Source organism: Rhizobium phaseoli (assembly GCF_010668805.1).
GTDB classification, from domain to species: Bacteria; Pseudomonadota; Alphaproteobacteria; order Rhizobiales; family Rhizobiaceae; genus Rhizobium; species Rhizobium phaseoli_A.
This window is the reverse complement of record NZ_WUFT01000027.1, coordinates 40,581-57,896: the sequence shown is the minus strand read 5'-3', so window position 1 is coordinate 57,896 and position 17,316 is coordinate 40,581. Positions and strand designations below refer to the sequence as shown.

Here is a 17,316-nt window from a genome sequence, read left to right as displayed (position 1 = left end):
TGTTCCAGCGTAAGAGCATCGCAGCCATCGACAAGCCGCCCCCCGTCAATCTGAGCCGACCAAAACCAAAAATATCACCAGACCAGATGGTCTTCTCTTATGCCTAAATTTCCCCGGACAGCCCTGCTTTCCACGGGGATGGCGATGTCTATTCCTTCGAAGCTCACCGAAGCGAACCCCGACACGGGAAGCCCAATCACCTCCGGCGCGGCGGAAGGCGACGGGATCATGTCCGTGCAGACAAGGTGGGGAAACAGATTAAGGGCAATGCTTGTCAGCGGCTCTGCTCCGTGACCCGCCGACAAACGGTCGCGGTCAGGGCCGAGAACCTGTGGAAGCAGGCGATGGGCGGCGTGCCACTCGAGACGTTGCGAGAACATCTCCGGTCAATCTGTTTCCCAGTCGCTAACGTTAGGTGGACATGTGTCCGTCCTGGCTCGACGTAATGCACCTGATAGCCGTGAGGAGGGGCCGCCCGCTTCGATCGAGCGACCTCGGTTCTGCTCATAACCAGTTCCGCGCCGGAAGAAGGCGCGGATACCTGCTTACTTGACCGGCATCGCCGCGGCAGGAAGCAGGCCGCGAGGCCGAAACAGCAAAAACCCGATCAGGATCGACAGGATCAGAGGATCCCGGAATATCAGGTAATCGGACGGAAGCACGATCTGGAGGGCAACCTCCATTACTCCGAGGAAAAACCCTCCCGCCACCGCGCCCGTCAAACTGCCCATACCGCCGACGATCGTTGCGACGAATGCCTTTACCAGCGGCGTGAAGCCCATGTCCGGGGTTACCGAGCCGCGCATTGAAACCCACAGCAGGGCGGCGACGCCAGCCAGCAAGCCGGACAGCGCGAACGCTATGGCGTAGACCGTGTTCACCTTGATGCCCATCAATCTCGCGACGTCGAAGTCCTGGGCCGATGCGACGAGCGATAGACCGAACCGCGTGCGGTTCAGGAAAAGGTTGAGTGCGATGGCCAGAAGCGCAACGGTGACGATTGAGATTAACTGCGCAGCGCCGATGTAAACGCCTCCCACATTGAAAGCGCCGGTCAGGAAGCCGGGCATGTTAAGGGGCTTGGGCAGCGCGCCAAACGCCACCTGGAAGATCACCTGGAGAGCCCCGGATATAGCGAAGCTCGTAACCAGAAGCGTCATGGGGCTAGCCCCGCGCAATGGTCGAAACGCGATGCGCTCCATTGCGACCGCGGCGACCATGCAAGCGATCAGGGAGAGGATTACCGCCAACGGAAACGGTATGCCCGCACCCAGCGAATAGAACAACGCATAGCCGAAGAGCGTGAGAAGCTCCCCGTGGGCGAAGTTGATGAACCCGAAAATACTGAATACGATTGCCAGTCCAAGGGCGATCAGCGCGTAGACACCGCCGAGGCTTAAGGCGTTGATGAGATATTGAATGAAGATTTCCATGGTCGCACCTATGCCGCTTCGATCGGGTCAGCGACCCCGAGGTATGAGTGCCGGACGAGATCGCTTTTAAGGATGTCGTCCGAATCCCCACTCGCCACGATACGTCCGCTCTCGAGCACGTATGCCCGGTCGGAGATCGAGAGGGATTGGAAGACGTTCTGCTCCACGAGCAAGATGGTGAATCCCTCGTCCCGCAATTCGCAGATCAGATCGAAATTCTCGGCCACGATCTTCGGCGCGATTCCAAGAGATGGTTCATCGAGAAGAAGGACCTTGGGGGAAGACATCAACGCTCTCGCGATAGCGAGCATCTGCTGCTCTCCACCCGAAAGGGTTCCCGCGAGTTGGTTGCGACGCTCATGAAGGATCGGGAACCGGGCGTACATCCGGTTCAGGACCTCTGGGTTGCGCCAGTCCTTGAGGACCATGCCGCCTAGAAGGAGGTTTTTCTCAACGCTCAATCTCGGAAAAACGCGCCTCCCTTCCGGAGAAAGAGTCATGCCCCGCCGAACGATCTGAGCCGCTCCCACTGCCGATATGTCTTCACCAGCCAAGGTGATCGTACCCGATTGCGGTACGATCAGCTTCATCAGTGCAGCAAGAGTGGAGGTCTTGCCGGCACCGTTAGGACCCAGGAGAGAGACGATCTCGCCTTGGCCCACTTCGAAGCTGATCCCCTTGACGGCTTCGATCGGTCCATATCGAACGACCAGATTTTCAACGCGGAGCATGACGTGACCTTACATAATCGGAGCAGGGATATCGGCAGTGTCGATCGTGGCGGCTTTCATGAAGACGCCCTTGCCGCTTTTGATCTCGAGGAACGAGATCGGCACCATGGGACGGCGCTCGAACCCGGCATATGAAACCTTGCCGTTGGGAACGTCGAAATCCTTAATTTTGTCGAGAGCTGCGCGGATGGACGCCGAATCCGTAGCGTCGGCGTTTTTGATCGCTTCGATCAGGACGAGGCCAGCGTCGTAACCGACAATCCATGCGGAGTTGTCGACCTGGTCAGGATGCGATTTACCGAAGACTGTGGCGATGTCCTGGTATTTGCTTCCTTCGACGGGCATACGGTTCGACAGGACGATCGTGTTCTCGACCAAATCTCCAAGGGCGTAGAACGATGGAGAGTCGATGCCGTCGGCTCCCACGATGCGCGACTTGATCCCTGCAGCTCGCGCTTGCCGTAGGAACGCCGGCAAGTCCGGTTCGAAGGCTGCGGTCATGATTGCGTCGGGTTCCGCGGGCAGCGCCTTGATCTCGGCGATGATACCCCCGAAATCGGCTTGTTCGAAAGTGAAGTTTCCTTTGCCGACGACCTTGCCGCCGTACTTTTCGAACGTCTTGGCGAAGTATTCCGGAACGTATTCCGTGTATGTGTTATCCGACGACTTGAGAAGGTAGGCGGTCTTGATGCCGAGGTCCTTTGCTGCGAAGACGCCCGTGGAGCCGCCACTGACGTTGTCACTGAAGTTGGCGAGGTACATCCAGTCGCCGACCTTCGCGGGGACGTCGACCTGGGTGGATGTTCCTGCGAACATCAACACGCCCTTCTTCTGGCCCGACCGACCCGCCGCAACGGAACTGGTTGCATCACAGCTCGTGAAGAGCACGTCGACACCCTTTTCAAGCAGAGCGTCGACCGACTTGATCGCCTCCACGGAGCTCGACGCGGTATCCGTTCCCTCGGTGACTTCGATCTTGTACTTGCCGCCAGCGCCGCCCTTGCCGTTCGCCTCGTCGAAGGCCATGCGAAGGCCGAGGGCATAACCGACGTCGTAAGCGGCAGCCCAGCCCGTGTGTGCCAGCGAGAAGCCGACGCGCACTGTCTTGTCCGCGGCGAACGCGGGCGAAACGCCGGCAATACCGACTGCGGCGACACCGCCGAGCATTGTGGCGAGGACGGTTCTGCGGCTGACGTGCGAAGCAATCCTGTGATCTGACCCAGTCATTTGAAACCCTCTTTTTGGTTGTTCGTGATCCATTCGGCCTGCGGGAAACTCCCTCAGGTCGGTTTCTTTCTCCTGGCGGCGCGGACCTCTTGGCTGCCAAGATATGCTTCGATCACGTTCGGATCGTTCTGGACCTTCTCGGCCGAACCCGAAGCGATCATCTCGCCCTTGTTGAGGACGTAGACCTCGTCGCAGAGGCGCATAATCAGATGCAAATCATGCTCCACGATAAGGATGCCGAGCGCGAATTTCTCGCGGATGGACAGAATTGCCTCGATCAGACTGGCTGTCTCTTTCGGATTCATTCCGGCTGCGGGCTCGTCGAGGAGAAGGAAACGCGGCTCCAGAGCCAGCGCGCGCGTGATCTCCAGTCTGCGTTGTGCGCCGTAGGGCAGGGCAGACGATTTCGTGTCGGCGAGCTTTGCCAGATCGAAATGCTCGAGGAGGGACAAGGCGTAGCTTTCCACCCCCGTCGCTAGGTGGCCGCGCGCGAGCGCGGCCGAGACCACGTTTTCCAGGACGGTCATTTCGCTGAAGAGGCGGATGTTCTGAAAGGTTCTGCCGAGGCCTGCACGGGCGATCCGGCTCGAGGGCCATCCGACTATTTCCTGCCCGTCCAGAATTACCTGTCCGCGGGTCGGGTGATGGACACCGGTCAGATTGTTGATGAGCGTCGTCTTGCCCGCGCCATTCGGCCCGATGAGGCCAACGATCTTGCCCGTTTCGACTTTGATCGACACATCGTTAAGTGCGCGCACACCCCCGAAATCGATTGCGATGGCATTCGTTTCGAGCGTGGCAGCGGGTCTTTCCCAACGGCTTGCTACCGCAGGAAGGGACGCAACGTCGATGGTCGACTCGGACAGTCTGGGACGTTTGAACATGGAAAGCGACAGCTCGCGGCTTCCCATGATTCCAGCCGGGGCTTTATACATCACAACGAGGATCATCAAGCTGAGCAGGATTTGGGTAAGGCCCCAAATCGGCGGAAAGCTGATTCCGGCAATGCCGCCGCCGCTTTCGATGGGTTTAACGATCTCGACCAGGGCGGTGATGAGAAGCGTACCGATTACCGCGCCGGATATGGACCGCTTGCCGCCGACGACCAGCATGGCGATAAGCTCGAATGTAAGCGTAAGGTAAAAGTCATGGGGCTGGAACGCGCCGATTACATGGGCGAACAGCGCGCCGCAGAGACCCAGCACCACGGCACTGAGTGCCCACGCTTCCAGCAATCTGCGGTTCGGATTGATGGCGCTCGATGTCGCCGCCACCTCGTTGTCTTGAAAGGCGCGGAGCTGCAAGCCCAGCCGGGAAACCTTGTAAGCGAAGGCAACAGCGATCGTGGCAAACACGAAAACGTAAGCCGTAGGCAGATTGACGAGTTCGGGCACTCCATAGATGCCCTTCGTCCCGTTGGTGATGTTCGTTGCACCCTTGAGCACGAAGTTGACGATCACCAGCAGCCCGAATGTCGAAACGATCGCCGACGTCTCCCGCAGTCGCGAGAGTGGCAACCCCGTCAGAATACCGAAGACCAAGGAGATAACGGCTACGATCAGAAGAGATTCACCAAGCCCCACATTTGAGTTAGCGAGAAACGCGGGGAGGTGCCGCAGTGAATCGGCCTTGATTTCCGGCGGGGTCGTGAGAAGCGCCGTTGTATATGCACCGACCGCGAAGAAACCGACGTGACCGACCGTCAGAATGCCCGAGTTTCCTGTGTAGATGTTCAACCCGACAACAGCCGCGACATTGATTAGCACGAGGATCACGAGGCGCTCGACCGACGGACCGATCAGGGCGAATGGCAAGGAGACCAAAAGCAGGACGACGCACAGAACAAGTGCAGATCCGGCGGCTTTGCGGAACCTGCGTTCACCCCACAAGCTGGTCTTACGGGTGTCAAGGTTCGTTGACACGGCGGGGAGCCCGCCTGCCTTCACTTGTTGCATGCTAAATTCCCCTCTACCTTTTCGGCGAGTTCTATTTTTCTGTAGTGGTTGCTATAGACGTTAATAGCGAGTGATACAGACCGTCAACTATTTTCTGAGGGCCATCGTATTATTTAACAGACAATCTGACAATGATGCAATCTCAACGATCAGAATCAAACGTCGGAAAGGAAAAACGCGCGTTGCGGGCATTTCGCACGACTGCTCCTCCTGGGCCGACGCAAAGGAGCATCGAGCAAACAGGGCGGGGAAAATGTTGAGGCGCGGTTCTAGCTGTTTAAGCGCTGTGTCGCTTGGGACGGGCGGGTGCCGGCGGAATCAGGGTCATAGCGACTGCGGCCACGCGCTCCAGCTCTTCATGCGAGACACCGTCCCGGGCTTGGATCGACATACCGTGAAACATCGTGTTGAGGGTCGACGCCAGCGTGTCGATATCGACCCCCTCGGAAAACTCTCCATCGGCGACGCCCCTTTTTAGGCGAACGAGGAAGCATTCCTTCCCTTCTTCGCGCAATGCTTTGAGCGCATCGTTAACGTCTTGCGAGTCCTTGGAAACGTTGGCGGCTCCGAGGACGACCATGCAGCCGCAAGGGGCGTCTTGGGACGTGAGAATGACTGCGGCGTCCCGGAAGAAGCCCGCCATCGCCTTTCGGACATCCGGTTCATCTTCCAGCCGTTCCCACGCGTCGTTCCAGTAGACGTTTTCATAGTGATTGACAGCTTCCATGAAAAGCTGGGCCTTGTTGCCAAAGGCTGCGTAAACGCTTGGTGGGTTGACTTCCATTGCCTCGCACAGTTCGGCAATCGATGCAGGCTCGTAGCCACGCTTCCAGAAAACCCCGAGGGCCTTCTTCAGGACCGCCTCGCGGTCAAACGTCCTTGGCTTCCCTTTGCTCTGATGCTGGGGGATCATCGAATTCTCCAGATGCTCTCACGAACCGTGCTTTTAGTACCGTACATAATCCATCTGTATCGATCTTTAAAGAGCTCGCGGTTGGTCGGATTTTATCGGTCGTGTGACCTTGCCCGAACCGAACATTTCCAATAAGTGTATCGATCGCTACAGGGCATTAGCAGTGAATCTGACAATCTGCAGGCGGCTGGATGTCGGCGTGCGCCTAAGCACGCTTGGCGTGGCGGTCGCCCATATCAATCAACCATGACCAATAGGGAGGTTTCGAGAGTGACTGGTAATTCAGAAGGCAAATATCCGACCCGGCAACTGGGGAAGTCAAAAGTCGCAGTTACGCCGGTAGGCTTCGGCACCGTGCCGTTGGCTGGGTTCAAAGCCAAGGCATCCTATGCGGAATTCGAGGCCGTTATCAAAGCCGCCTATGACGGTGGCGTGCGATATTTTGACTGCGCGCCGATGTATGGATTCGGTAAAGCCGAATATTATCTTGGCCATGCATTGCGGGAACTCGGCATTCGCAACGACGTGGTCGTCAGCACGAAGGTCGGACGCGTTATGAAGGCCGCAAGCAGGGTCAAGAAACTCGATACCGTCTACGGAATCGAGTGGGTCGATCCCTTGCCTTTCCTGGACACTTACGACTACACCTACGACGGTGTCATGCGGTCGTTCGAGGACAGCCAGGTCCGGTTGGCCCTGGACTATATCGACGTGCTCCTTGTTCACGATCTCGGCCGGGCGTGGCATGGCGACGAGGCTGATGTTTATTGGAAACAGATCAGGGAAAGCGGATACAAGGCGCTCGACCAACTTCGGAGCGGCGGTGCGGTATCCGCGCTCGGCCTCGGCGTTAACGAAACGGAAGCCGTGGTAACTGTGGCACGAGAGTTCAACATCGACTGCGCGCTCATTGCGGGTCGCTACACACTCTTGAACCAAGGGCCACTCGCTGGCGATTTCGCCGAGCTTCAGCAGCGCAACGTTTCGGTTATCGCGGGCGGCGTTTTCAATTCCGGCATTCTCGCGACGGGCGTCAAGGGCGCGGGGGCAACCTACGACTATGGTTCCGTGCCTGAAGAGGTCGTGCGCAAAGTCAGAACCATCGAGGAAATCTGCGAGAAATATCGGGTTCCCTTGAGCTCGGTAGCAATCGAGTTCGTCTTGATGCACCCCGCCGTTGCGACGGTCGTGCTCGGCGCGCAGAACGTTGCAGAGGTGAAGCAAAACCTCGCATCGTCGGGAACCGCGATCCCGGCTGAACTGTGGACGGATCTGAAGGTCGCCGGGATTATTCCCGAAAATGCGCCAATGCGCCAAGTGGCCTAAGCCGCTATCAAACAACTCCCGCACTTAGCCTCGCGGCGGAGTGCGGGATCGCCCTCGGAAGTATGCAGCGCCACATACGTGTGGACTATCCCATAAATCCTGGACTCTGCGCCCCATGGTCGCCTGATCGTTCGCAGAAGCTGCCAGGAGCAACTACTCATTCACGAAGTAATACCCATCGACCTTCTTCTCGCTAATGGCACCGAAAAGGTTACCCCTCTCCAGGTGACGGTCAAGATCGGCTTCCTGCTCCCTCGGGTATTCAATCAGGCACCAGTCAGGTGAAAGTGCTCGCCATCCTTGGAAATCGTGGTGACGCGGGTCAGGTTCGTAAGACCGGCGCTCCGCGCTTGTTCGCCTGCAGGACCGGTCGCAGGCACCCGGGGATTATCGGCGAGAACATGAAGCGAGCGCGCCAGAACCCGGAAGACTCCCTCGAAGTGAAGTTTTCTCGCTTTTCGAAGCCGAAGAAGGATACGTTTATCGTTTTTCACTCCTGTGTCACATTCCGCCTTCGAGAGGCACTGGGTCTTTGACGGTGGGTGTTCAAGCAGGCGGTGCCCTCTCCTTGACAGTGACAAGTCGTACGTTTTTTGGCGACCCGAACGCACACCCTCGGTTCTCGCACAATCGTATGGATTGGACATCGAATAGAAAAACCGGAGGGAACAGCAGATGAAGATTATCGGAAATACCGGACTATTGATCGGTGCGCTTGCGGCAATGCTGGGCGCGCCAGCCAACGCCACAACGCTGGAGAGCGTCAAGCAGAAGGGCTTTGTCCAGTGCGGCGTAAGCCAGGGCAGCCCCGGTTTCTCGCTGCCGGATGCGCAGAACAACTGGACCGGAATGGACGTCGATTTTTGCCGCGCGGTGGCGGCCGCGGTATTCAACGATCCGAACAAGGTCAAGTTCACCCCTCTCTCCGCGAAAGAACGCTTTACGGCCCTTCAGTCGGGCGAGGTCGACATACTTTCGCGCACCTCTACGTGGACGATGAGCCGCGATACCTCGATGGGCCTGTTGTTTGCGGGCGTGCTTTACTACGACGGACAAGGCTTCATGGTGAAGAAGTCCCTTGGGGTCGACTCGGCGCTGAAGCTTGACGGCGCGGCGGTTTGCGCTGGTACGGGTACGACCACGGAATTGAACGTCTCCGACTATTTTAATGCCAAAGGCCTGAAGTTCACGAGCGTTGCGATCGACGACTCCAACCAACTGCGCCAGGCGTACGAGGAGGGCCGTTGCGACGTGCTGACGAGCGACCAGTCCGTGCTGTATAGCGAGCGTCTTCAGCTCAAAGCGCCGGACGATCACGTTGTCCTTCCCGAAATCATTTCGAAGGAGCCGCTTGGTCCGGCAACCCGTCAAGGTGATGACCAGTGGTTCAACATCGTCAAGTGGACCTATTTCGCTCTCCTGACCGCTGAAGAAGACGGCATCACAAGTTCGAACGTGGACGAGATGCTGAAGTCCACGAACCCGGAAATTCAGCGCTTGCTCGGCGCCAAAAACGCCGACGGCACCGCCGCGGGCTTCGGTAGCGGTATCGGCGTCGACGAAGACTGGGTTGCGCACATCGTGAAGGGCGTGGGCAACTACGGAGAGATGTTTGACCGGAACCTGGGCGACAAGTCCGAACTCAAAATCGCACGTGGCAAGAACGCGCTCTGGAAGGACGGCGGGCTGCAGTACGCGCCGCCGATCCGGTAACCGCCAGTTCGGCGGCCCTGTCGGGCCGCCGCATCGGGCTTGCAGGGCTCCATTACGCACAGGTGAATCCAGTGACGTCCGCAAAAACGATTAGCCGCAGCGACCGCGGGTTTTGGCGCAATCCCAAGCGCCGTGCCCAGGCCTTCCAGATCACACTCGGGTTGGCCTTGTTTCTTGTTGCCTGTGTCATCTCGGCCAATACCGCCGCGAACCTGGGAAAGCTGAACCAACAGCTCTCCTTCGTGTTTCTCGGCAGATCCGCGGGATTCGAGATCTCCCAGACCCTGATCCCGTACAAAAGCGTTTCCACCTACGGGCGTGCGTTAGTGGTGGGTCTGGCGAATACAGTTTTGGTCTCCGTTCTTGGTATCGTCGCGGCGACCGTCCTTGGCTTTGCAGTCGGTATCATGGGGCTCTCGAAGAACTGGATCGTGTCACGTGTGGCGGCTGCCTACATAGAGTTCTTCCGAAATATTCCGTTGCTCCTTCAGGTTTTCGTTTGGTACTCGGTCGTCATTGTCCAGACGCTTCCGTCCCCGCGCGAGGCTTGGACCGTCTTCGGCTATGCCTACATCTCCAACCGCGGGCTGATGATCCCGTCGCTTTCGGGAGCACCCGACAAAGGCGCTGTCATCTGGCTCCTGGCGGCAATCGCCCTGGTGTGGGTTGCGATCCTGATCATCTCGCGGCTGGTTCACCCGGACGAGGGTGCGAAAGCGAAAAGGGGATTGCGCCTGTCCCTCCTCTTTCTCGCCATCGGAGCGCTGCTGGTCCTGGTCATGGGTCGCCCGTTCGAACTGGAAGCGCCGACGAAAACGGCATTCAGCTTCTCCGGCGGCATTACGATCATTCCCGAGCTGATCGCTTTGCTGTTCGCTCTCTCGGTATACATGGCAACCTACATCGCCGAAGCGGTGCGCGCAGGCGTAATGGCCGTCAACCGGGGACAGGTAGAGGCGGCCGCCGCACTCGGGCTTGGCCCCCTCAGGACAACGAGGCTTATCGTCGTCCCACAGGCAATGCGCATCATCATTCCACCGTTGAGCACCACCTACCTCGGTCTTATCAAGAATTCCTCGCTCGCGGTCGCCATAGGTTATCCGGACCTCGTTGCCACCGGGGGCACGATTCTCAACCAGACGGGAAAAGCCATTGAAATCGTTACAATCTGGATGGTCGTCTATCTATCGTTGAGCCTCGCAACCTCCCTGCTGATGAACTGGCTCAACGCGAACTCCAAACTGGTGGAACGCTGATGGTCGCCTTTGTCAGAACCGAAGATAGTCCACGTTTGCCGCCTCCGCCCAGCGCTTCGGGTATCTGGGGTTGGCTTCGGCTCAATCTCTTCGCAGGACCGGGCCAGACCGTCCTGACGTTGTTGTTCGGAGCGACCATTCTGTGGTTCGGCTGGACCGTGCTGAAGTTCGCGGTCCTCGCGGGTATCTGGGACGGCGCTGATCGTAACGCTTGTCTTGCCAGCCCGACGGGCGCTTGCTGGCCTTTGGTGAGGGAAAAAATCGGCCAGTGGATATACGGCTTTTACTCGATCGATCAGCGGTGGCGGGCAAACGTCTGTTTCGCGCTCCTCGTCGCGGTGGGCATACCCATGCTCGTCCCGGCGTTGCCGTTCAAGCGCGTAAACGCTTTGCTTTTGGTGACAGCCCTCCCACTGAGTGTGGGGATACTCCTTTCCGGAGGCAACCTCGCGTTCGGACCGGGGTCATATATCACCGTCGCGGTCTGTCTGTTGTTGATGACCGTGGCTGTGCCAATCGCGTCAACCGGGATCGAAGAAGTTCTGAGAACAAATCGGCTCTGTGTACTTGCCACCGGGATCGCGCTGGCTGCTGCCCTGTGTGTCGCCGTCTTGGCAGCAACAGGTTCGACGATGGCTGTGCTCGGTTCCGTTTCGGGCCTGATTGCGGTGTTCGTGACGGTTGCCGTCGGGGCCTTGGCGATGCGACGCCAGATGAGTCTGGGGCAGGGGTTCGCCCTGCTTGCGGTGTCGGCGTCGGTATTCGCTGGCATGGCGGCATTGGATCATGACTTCGGGCTTTCGACCGTAGACACCGCCCAGTGGGGCGGACTCCTCGTTACGCTCATCGTCGCCGTGGTTGGGATCATAACGTCGCTGCCGGTGGGGATTGTGCTGGCGCTCGGCAGGCAGTCAAGCATGCCCTTCGTGAGGACGCTTTCGGTCGGCTTCATCGAAATCGTGCGCGGAGTTCCACTGATAACTGTGCTGTTCATGTCGAGCGTGATGCTGCCGCTTTTCCTTCCGCCGGGCATGTCGTTCGACAAGCTCCTCCGCGCGCTGATCGGAGTAGCGCTTTTCTCGTCGGCCTACATGGCGGAAGTCGTTCGCGGTGGCATCCAGGCGATCGATCGAGGACAGTACGAGGGGGCAACCGCCCTTGGTCTTCGGTACTGGCCCATGATGATAAAAATAATCCTGCCCCAGGCTCTCAAAATCTCCATCCCGAACATCGTCAGCAACTTCATCAGTCTCTTCAAGGACACGACGCTGGTGCTGATCATCGGGGTCTTCGACCTGCTTGGGATCGTACAGACCACGTTGCGGGATCCGAAATGGGCCACGCCGACATCCGCTGCGACAGGCTATCTCGCGGTGGCGCTAATGTATTGGGTATTCTGCTTCGGCATGTCCCGCTATGCGAAATATACCGAAAGAAGACTACACAGGGGGCACAAGCGATGACTATGGCGGAACCAAAACAAGCGGCGCTCGACGGCGCATCCGATGTCGCAGTGGAAATCGTCGGGATGAACAAGTGGTACGGCTATTTCCACGTGCTGCGCGACATCAACCTCAAGGTCATGCGCGGCGAGCGCATCGTCATCGCCGGCCCGTCAGGCTCGGGCAAGTCGACGATGATCCGCTGCATCAACCGCCTGGAAGAGCACCAGAGGGGCCGCATTATCGTCGACGGCACGGAACTCACCAACGACCTGAAAAAGATCGACGAGGTGCGGCGCGAAGTCGGCATGGTGTTCCAGCACTTCAACCTCTTCCCGCACCTGACAATCCTCGAAAACTGCACTTTGGCGCCGATCTGGGTGCGCAAAATGCCGAAGAAGCAGGCGGAAGAGGTCGCCATGCACTTTCTGAAGCGCGTCAAGATCCCCGAGCAGGCCAACAAGTATCCGGGACAGCTTTCCGGCGGCCAGCAGCAGCGCGTGGCGATCGCCAGGTCGCTGTGCATGAACCCGAAGATCATGCTGTTCGACGAGCCGACCTCGGCGCTCGATCCCGAGATGATCAAGGAAGTGCTCGACACCATGGTGGGCCTCGCCGAGGAAGGCATGACCATGCTCTGCGTCACCCATGAAATGGGCTTTGCCCGCCAGGTGGCCAACCGCGTCATCTTCATGGACCAGGGCCAGATCGTCGAGGAGAATTCGCCGGCCGAGTTCTTTGACAATCCACAGCATGAGCGCACGCGACTATTTTTGAAGCAGATACTGTAGGCCGCCGGTTTCCGATGAAAAGCGTTCTCATCCTTCAGCATGTGGACCGGGACTCTCCCGGCAAGTATCTTGAGTCCTTCGCGAGAGACGGCTTCGAGCCAACCATCGTTCGGCTGTGGGCGGGTCAAGAGGTGCCCCACCTTGCGTCCCATGATCTCATGTTCGTGCTTGGGGGGCCGCAGGATGTGTGGGAAGAGGATAAATATCCGTGGCTGCGCATGGAAAAACAGGCGATCAGGGAATGGGTCTCAGAACGGGCGAAACCATACTTCGGCGTTTGCCTCGGTCACCAACTCTTGGCAAGCTCGCTCGGTGGGAAGGTCGGCCTTTCGGATGTCGGCGAGCACGGGGTCTTCAATATCGATATCCCGCACCATCCCAACCCGTTGGTGGCGGGGCTCTCCCAACGTCACAAGGTCGTCCAATGGCATATGGCCGAAGTCTCCGACGCGCCGCCCGGCGCACAAATTCTCGGCAGTTCGGAAGTTTCGCCTATACAGGTCCTCGCCGTCGGCGAACACGCATTGTCGACGCAGTTTCATTCGGAGTGCGGCGCGCAATCGCTGATGGCGTGGACGCAAACTCCCGGCTACATCGACCTCTTCGAGGCTCGCAAAGGGAAGGGCTCCTACGAGAAATTCCTCCGGCAGGCATACGCCGCCATGAGCGAAATCAACGCGACAAGCGAACGCCTCTACGACAACCTTGTCTCTGCAACGAAACTCGTCGTCTGAACCCACACCGTCGTTTCAAAGCCGCAACGTGAGCTCTTTCGCCTTTGCGGCCTTGCAGGCTTCCTGTGAAAAGGCCTCGACCAGCCTGTCCTTCGATGAAAGCTGCCTGTAGATAACCCCGACATTTCGAGTCGGGGCCCGGTCGACGGCGATCTTCCGCAACCGAAGTCCCTCAGGCCAGGGTGGCAGCCAATCCGGGATCAGCGATACTCCGAGCCCGCGGTCCACAAGGACCACAATCGCCTCCAGGGAATCGAGCTCGTAGCGATCCAGGGGAGAAAGTTTCTCCCGCCGGAGATAGCCTTCCACGGTGCGTCCACCCCAATGCTTGCGATCGTAGCGAATGAACGGAGCCTGCCGCAAGATGGTCAGGACGTCCGTCTCCTGTTCCGTCGAACTCGTGAGAACGATCAACCGGTCGCGCCGAAGTTCCCGCCAGACGTGCTCTTTGGATATGGCGAAAGGGGGTTCCACCAGGATTGCCGCGTCGAGCGTACCGTCCAGCACTTTCTGATAGAGATCAACAGACTGACCAGGTTGGACGTCGACCAGGATTCCGGGGCGTGCCTCCTTCATAGCGATCAGTATTTCCGGCAGAAGCCCCGTGATCATCGAATGAATGACGCCGACCCGTATCGTTCCCACCTCCTCGTTGCGGGTGGCGATCGCCTTTAGGCTCTCCGTTCCTTCGATCAGCGTGCGGGCCATTTCGAGTATCGCTACCCCCGCCTCGGTCGGCCGCGTCGAGTGTCCGGATCGTCGAAGCAGCACCGCCCCGACGTCAGCCTCCAAGGCCCTGATCCGCTGAACTACGGCCGACGGGGTCAACGACTCCAATCGAGCGGCGGCAGCAACCGATGTTAGCTCGACGACATTGAGGAACGTCTTTAGGAAACGGGTCTCCAAGTTAACATTTCCTGTGTTTCAAAATCATGAAAACACATATTTTCTAATGTCAGCGATAATGTCAATCTTTCCTCGATCTATCGACCTGAGGGAATACGATGACTCTGCAATTCAACTCTGAAAGCCTTTCCGCACGGCTGAAGACGGTAAAACCTTCGCCGACAATCGCCATTACGAGGCTTGCCGCGGAGCTGCGTCGAAACGGAAAGAATGTCATCGCGCTTTCACAGGGCGAGCCCGACTTCGATACACCGGATCACATCAAGATCGCTGCCAAAAACGCTATCGACAACGGCGAAACGAAATACACCGACGTCGACGGTACGCCCGCCCTGAAGCGCGCGATCGTCGACAAGTTCAAGAACGAAAACGGGCTTGACTACGAGGCAGCCAACATTTCCGTCGGCACCGGAGGCAAGCAGGTCATTTTCAACGCTTTGTCGGCAACACTGGACCAGGGTGACGAGGTTATCATCCCGGCCCCATATTGGGTATCGTATCCAGATATGGTGCTGCTCACAGGCGGTGTTCCGATAACGATTTCTTGCGGCGAAAACTCGGGATTCAAACTTACCGCGGAGGCGCTCGAGGCCGCGATCACGCCCAAAACCAAATGGCTGGTTCTCAATTCACCCAGCAACCCGACCGGAGCAGGTTATTCCGCCGCAGAGTTGAAGGCCATCGCCGAGGTTTTGCTTCGCTATCCCCGGGTTTTGGTCATGACCGACGATATGTACGAGCATATCCGTTATGACGGCTGGGAATTCAATACGATCGCCGCAGTAGAGCCGCGCCTTCGCGAGCGTATCCTCACGTGCAATGGCGTCTCCAAGGCATACGCCATGACCGGATGGCGTATTGGTTACGCCGGCGGTCCGGTTGATCTGATCAGAGCCATGGCGACCATCCAGTCGCAGAGTACGACAAACCCGAGTTCGGTGTCGCAGGCGGCCGCGGTCGCCGCGCTCACCGGACCCCTGGACTTCCTGGCCGAACGCAACGCTGTCTTTCAAGAGCGTCGCGATCTCTGCCTAGCCGCTTTCAACGGCACTGACGGTTTGAGCTGCAGGACGCCCGACGGTGCCTTCTACCTTTTTCCATCATGCTCCGGCGTTATCGGCAAGAAAGCTCCAAACGGCAAGGTGCTTGAGAACGACGTCGATTTCGCAACACACCTTCTGGAGTCCGTTGGCGTTGCCGTGGTTCCTGGATCCGCCTTCGGTCTCGGACCGTATTTTCGAATTTCCTTTGCAACATCGACGGATCGACTTCGCGATGCCTGCGAGAGGATCGCAGACGCATGCGCGTCGCTCAAGTAAATAGCGAGGATTGAGAAATGGATTTGGGAATTGCAGGTAAGTGCGCGCTGGTTCTGGGCGCTGGCGGAGGCCTGGGTGGCGCGATCGCCGAAGCGTTGGCTGGCGAGGGCGCGAAGGTCGTTGTTGCGGACATTGATCTGGATGCTGCCGAACAGACGGCCAGGTCGATCACCTCCAAGGGTGGCGAAGCTTTTTCGATCAAGTGGGACATCAGCGATCTCTCCGTGATCGACCAGAACGTCTCTCTTATCGAGAGTCGCTTCGGGATCGTGTCAATCCTGATCAACAACACGGGTGGCCCGCCGCCGACCCCCGTTTCGGGTCAGGCATCCGAGCAATGGTCGAAATTCTTCCAGTCCATGGTCCTCTCGGTAATCGCACTGACAGACCGCGTTCTCCCCGGAATGAAGTCATCGGGCTGGGGGCGCGTCATCACGTCGACATCTTCGGGGGTCGTCTCCCCGATCCCGAACCTTGGGCTTTCTAATGCGTTGCGCAGCACGCTCGTCGGTTGGTCAAAGACGCTGGCCAAGGAAGTCGGCGGCGCAGGCATTACGGCCAATATCGTATTGCCAGGCCGCATAGCAACTCCACGGATCACCTTCCTCGATGAGCAGAAGGCGAAGCGGGAAGGACGTTCAGTCGAGGATGTTGCTGCCGAAAGCACTGCGACCATCCCGGTGGGTCGCTACGGCAAGCCGAAAGAATACGGAGACACGGTAGCCTTTCTGGCAAGCGACCGCGCCTCTTTCATCACCGGAAGCATCGTCCGCATCGACGGCGGCATGATTGCCAGTATCTGACAACGAAAAAAACGAGAGGTAATGCCAATGGCAACCGATGCAGAAATCAAATCCACCCTCGCGACAGTTACCACCGCTACGCTCACGACCATCCTTTTGAAGAAGGGCTTGCGCAATGTTTGGATGCGCGGAGCGATGCCCATCAAGCCGGGTCAAGGTCGCATCGTCGGCCGTGCGTTCACTCTTCGCTTTGTCCCGGCCCGCGAAGACCTAGCTACCCCGGAATCCTGGTCTTCCCCCAAGTCCACCCGCGCCGCTATCGAAGCGATGCCGGAAGGATGCATCGCGGTTGTCGACGCCATGGGCATCAAGGACGCCGGCATTTTCGGCGACATCCTCTGCGCGCGTATGGCTAAGCGGAACGTAGCGGCGCTCGTTACGGACGGCGTGGTACGCGATCTCGACGGCGTACTCGGTACGAACCTTCCTGTTTGGTGCTCTGGCGCGGCCGCTCCTCCGTCCGTGGCTGGCCTGACGTTCGTCGACTGGGACCAGCCCGTTGGCTGCGGCGGCGTAGCCGTATTCCCTAACGACGTCATCGTCATCGACAACGACGGTGCCGTTGTCATCCCGGCTGCCATGATCGACGACATCCTCGACGCCGCTACCGAGCAGGAGCGTCTCGAAGGCTGGATCATGCAGGAAGTCAACAAGGGTGCGGCACTTCCCGGTCTTTATCCCGCTAATGCTGAAAACAAGGCGCGCTACGAAGAGTGGAAGAAGACCAACGCCAAATGATCGTCCGTTAGTCTGCCCCGGGATCGAGA

15 protein-coding genes and 1 pseudogene are annotated in these 17,316 nt (G+C 58.5%); 9 read left to right on the top strand and 7 right to left on the bottom strand.

The window, feature by feature from the left end; genetic code table 11:
* Positions 1 to 545: 545 nt before the first annotated feature.
* The 5 genes from GR197_RS28780 to GR197_RS28760 form a co-directional block, all read right to left on the bottom strand.
* A complete protein-coding gene (locus GR197_RS28780; RefSeq protein WP_204330449.1) occupies positions 546 to 1,433 on the bottom strand; it encodes a branched-chain amino acid ABC transporter permease in 888 nt (295 codons plus the stop codon).
* Between the two features lie 8 nt (positions 1,434 to 1,441).
* Positions 1,442 to 2,164 (bottom strand): ABC transporter ATP-binding protein, encoded by a 723-nt coding sequence (locus GR197_RS28775; protein WP_164015799.1) that lies wholly within the window; start codon positions 2,162 to 2,164, stop codon positions 1,442 to 1,444.
* Positions 2,165 to 2,173: 9 nt separating this feature from the next.
* On the bottom strand, positions 2,174 to 3,424 hold the full coding sequence (locus tag GR197_RS28770) for an ABC transporter substrate-binding protein (protein ID WP_164015798.1): 1,251 nt from the start codon (positions 3,422 to 3,424) through the stop codon (positions 2,174 to 2,176).
* A 20-nt stretch (positions 3,425 to 3,444) separates the two neighbouring features.
* Complete coding sequence (locus GR197_RS28765) at positions 3,445 to 5,346, bottom strand: branched-chain amino acid ABC transporter ATP-binding protein/permease (protein ID WP_164015795.1); 1,902 nt, start codon at positions 5,344 to 5,346, stop codon at positions 3,445 to 3,447.
* Between the two features lie 277 nt (positions 5,347 to 5,623).
* Positions 5,624 to 6,259 carry a TetR/AcrR family transcriptional regulator gene (locus GR197_RS28760; protein ID WP_204330448.1) on the bottom strand — a complete coding sequence of 212 codons (636 nt, stop codon included), beginning with the start codon at positions 6,257 to 6,259 and terminating at the stop codon, positions 5,624 to 5,626.
* Positions 6,260 to 6,529: 270 nt separating this feature from the next.
* Between GR197_RS28760 and GR197_RS28755 the strand changes: the two genes are divergently transcribed.
* The 6 genes from GR197_RS28755 (at position 6,530) to GR197_RS28730 (ending at position 13,521) form a co-directional block, all read left to right on the top strand.
* Complete coding sequence (locus tag GR197_RS28755; protein WP_348643309.1) at positions 6,530 to 7,585, top strand: aldo/keto reductase; 1,056 nt, start codon at positions 6,530 to 6,532, stop codon at positions 7,583 to 7,585.
* A gap of 675 nt (positions 7,586 to 8,260) precedes the next feature.
* Positions 8,261 to 9,298 (top strand): amino acid ABC transporter substrate-binding protein, encoded by a 1,038-nt coding sequence (locus tag GR197_RS28750; RefSeq protein WP_164015791.1) that lies wholly within the window; start codon positions 8,261 to 8,263, stop codon positions 9,296 to 9,298.
* A 71-nt stretch (positions 9,299 to 9,369) separates the two neighbouring features.
* Positions 9,370 to 10,554: an amino acid ABC transporter permease gene (locus GR197_RS28745; RefSeq protein ID WP_348643308.1), complete on the top strand. Its 1,185-nt coding sequence runs from the start codon at positions 9,370 to 9,372 to the stop codon at positions 10,552 to 10,554.
* Positions 10,554 to 12,017, top strand: a complete 1,464-nt coding sequence (locus tag GR197_RS28740; RefSeq protein WP_164015788.1) for an amino acid ABC transporter permease — start codon at positions 10,554 to 10,556, stop codon at positions 12,015 to 12,017. The genes GR197_RS28745 and GR197_RS28740 overlap by 1 nt, the downstream gene beginning before the upstream one ends.
* Before the next feature lie 2 nt (positions 12,018 to 12,019).
* Positions 12,020 to 12,787, top strand: a complete 768-nt coding sequence (locus GR197_RS28735) for an amino acid ABC transporter ATP-binding protein (protein WP_204330447.1) — start codon at positions 12,020 to 12,022, stop codon at positions 12,785 to 12,787.
* A gap of 14 nt (positions 12,788 to 12,801) precedes the next feature.
* Positions 12,802 to 13,521 (top strand): type 1 glutamine amidotransferase, encoded by a 720-nt coding sequence (locus tag GR197_RS28730; RefSeq protein ID WP_164015784.1) that lies wholly within the window; start codon positions 12,802 to 12,804, stop codon positions 13,519 to 13,521.
* A gap of 15 nt (positions 13,522 to 13,536) precedes the next feature.
* On the opposite strand, the gene GR197_RS28725 is transcribed toward GR197_RS28730, so the two are convergent.
* Positions 13,537 to 14,229 carry a LysR substrate-binding domain-containing protein gene (locus GR197_RS28725; RefSeq protein WP_246724716.1) on the bottom strand — a complete coding sequence of 231 codons (693 nt, stop codon included), beginning with the start codon at positions 14,227 to 14,229 and terminating at the stop codon, positions 13,537 to 13,539.
* A 27-nt stretch (positions 14,230 to 14,256) separates the two neighbouring features.
* Positions 14,257 to 14,427, bottom strand: a pseudogene (locus GR197_RS32900) (LysR family transcriptional regulator); the annotation flags it as partial.
* 98 nt (positions 14,428 to 14,525) lie between these two features.
* On the opposite strand from GR197_RS32900, the gene GR197_RS28720 reads away from it, so the two are divergent.
* From GR197_RS28720 to GR197_RS28710, 3 genes are read left to right on the top strand one after another with little or no spacing between them, the layout of a single operon-like run.
* Positions 14,526 to 15,746: a pyridoxal phosphate-dependent aminotransferase gene (locus GR197_RS28720; RefSeq protein ID WP_164015780.1), complete on the top strand. Its 1,221-nt coding sequence runs from the start codon at positions 14,526 to 14,528 to the stop codon at positions 15,744 to 15,746.
* Between the two features lie 17 nt (positions 15,747 to 15,763).
* Entirely contained in the window at positions 15,764 to 16,549 is a 786-nt protein-coding gene (locus GR197_RS28715) for an SDR family oxidoreductase (protein ID WP_164015779.1), read from the top strand.
* A 27-nt stretch (positions 16,550 to 16,576) separates the two neighbouring features.
* Positions 16,577 to 17,287: a ribonuclease activity regulator RraA gene (locus GR197_RS28710; RefSeq protein WP_164015776.1), complete on the top strand. Its 711-nt coding sequence runs from the start codon at positions 16,577 to 16,579 to the stop codon at positions 17,285 to 17,287.
* The last annotated feature ends 29 nt before the right edge of the window (positions 17,288 to 17,316 follow it).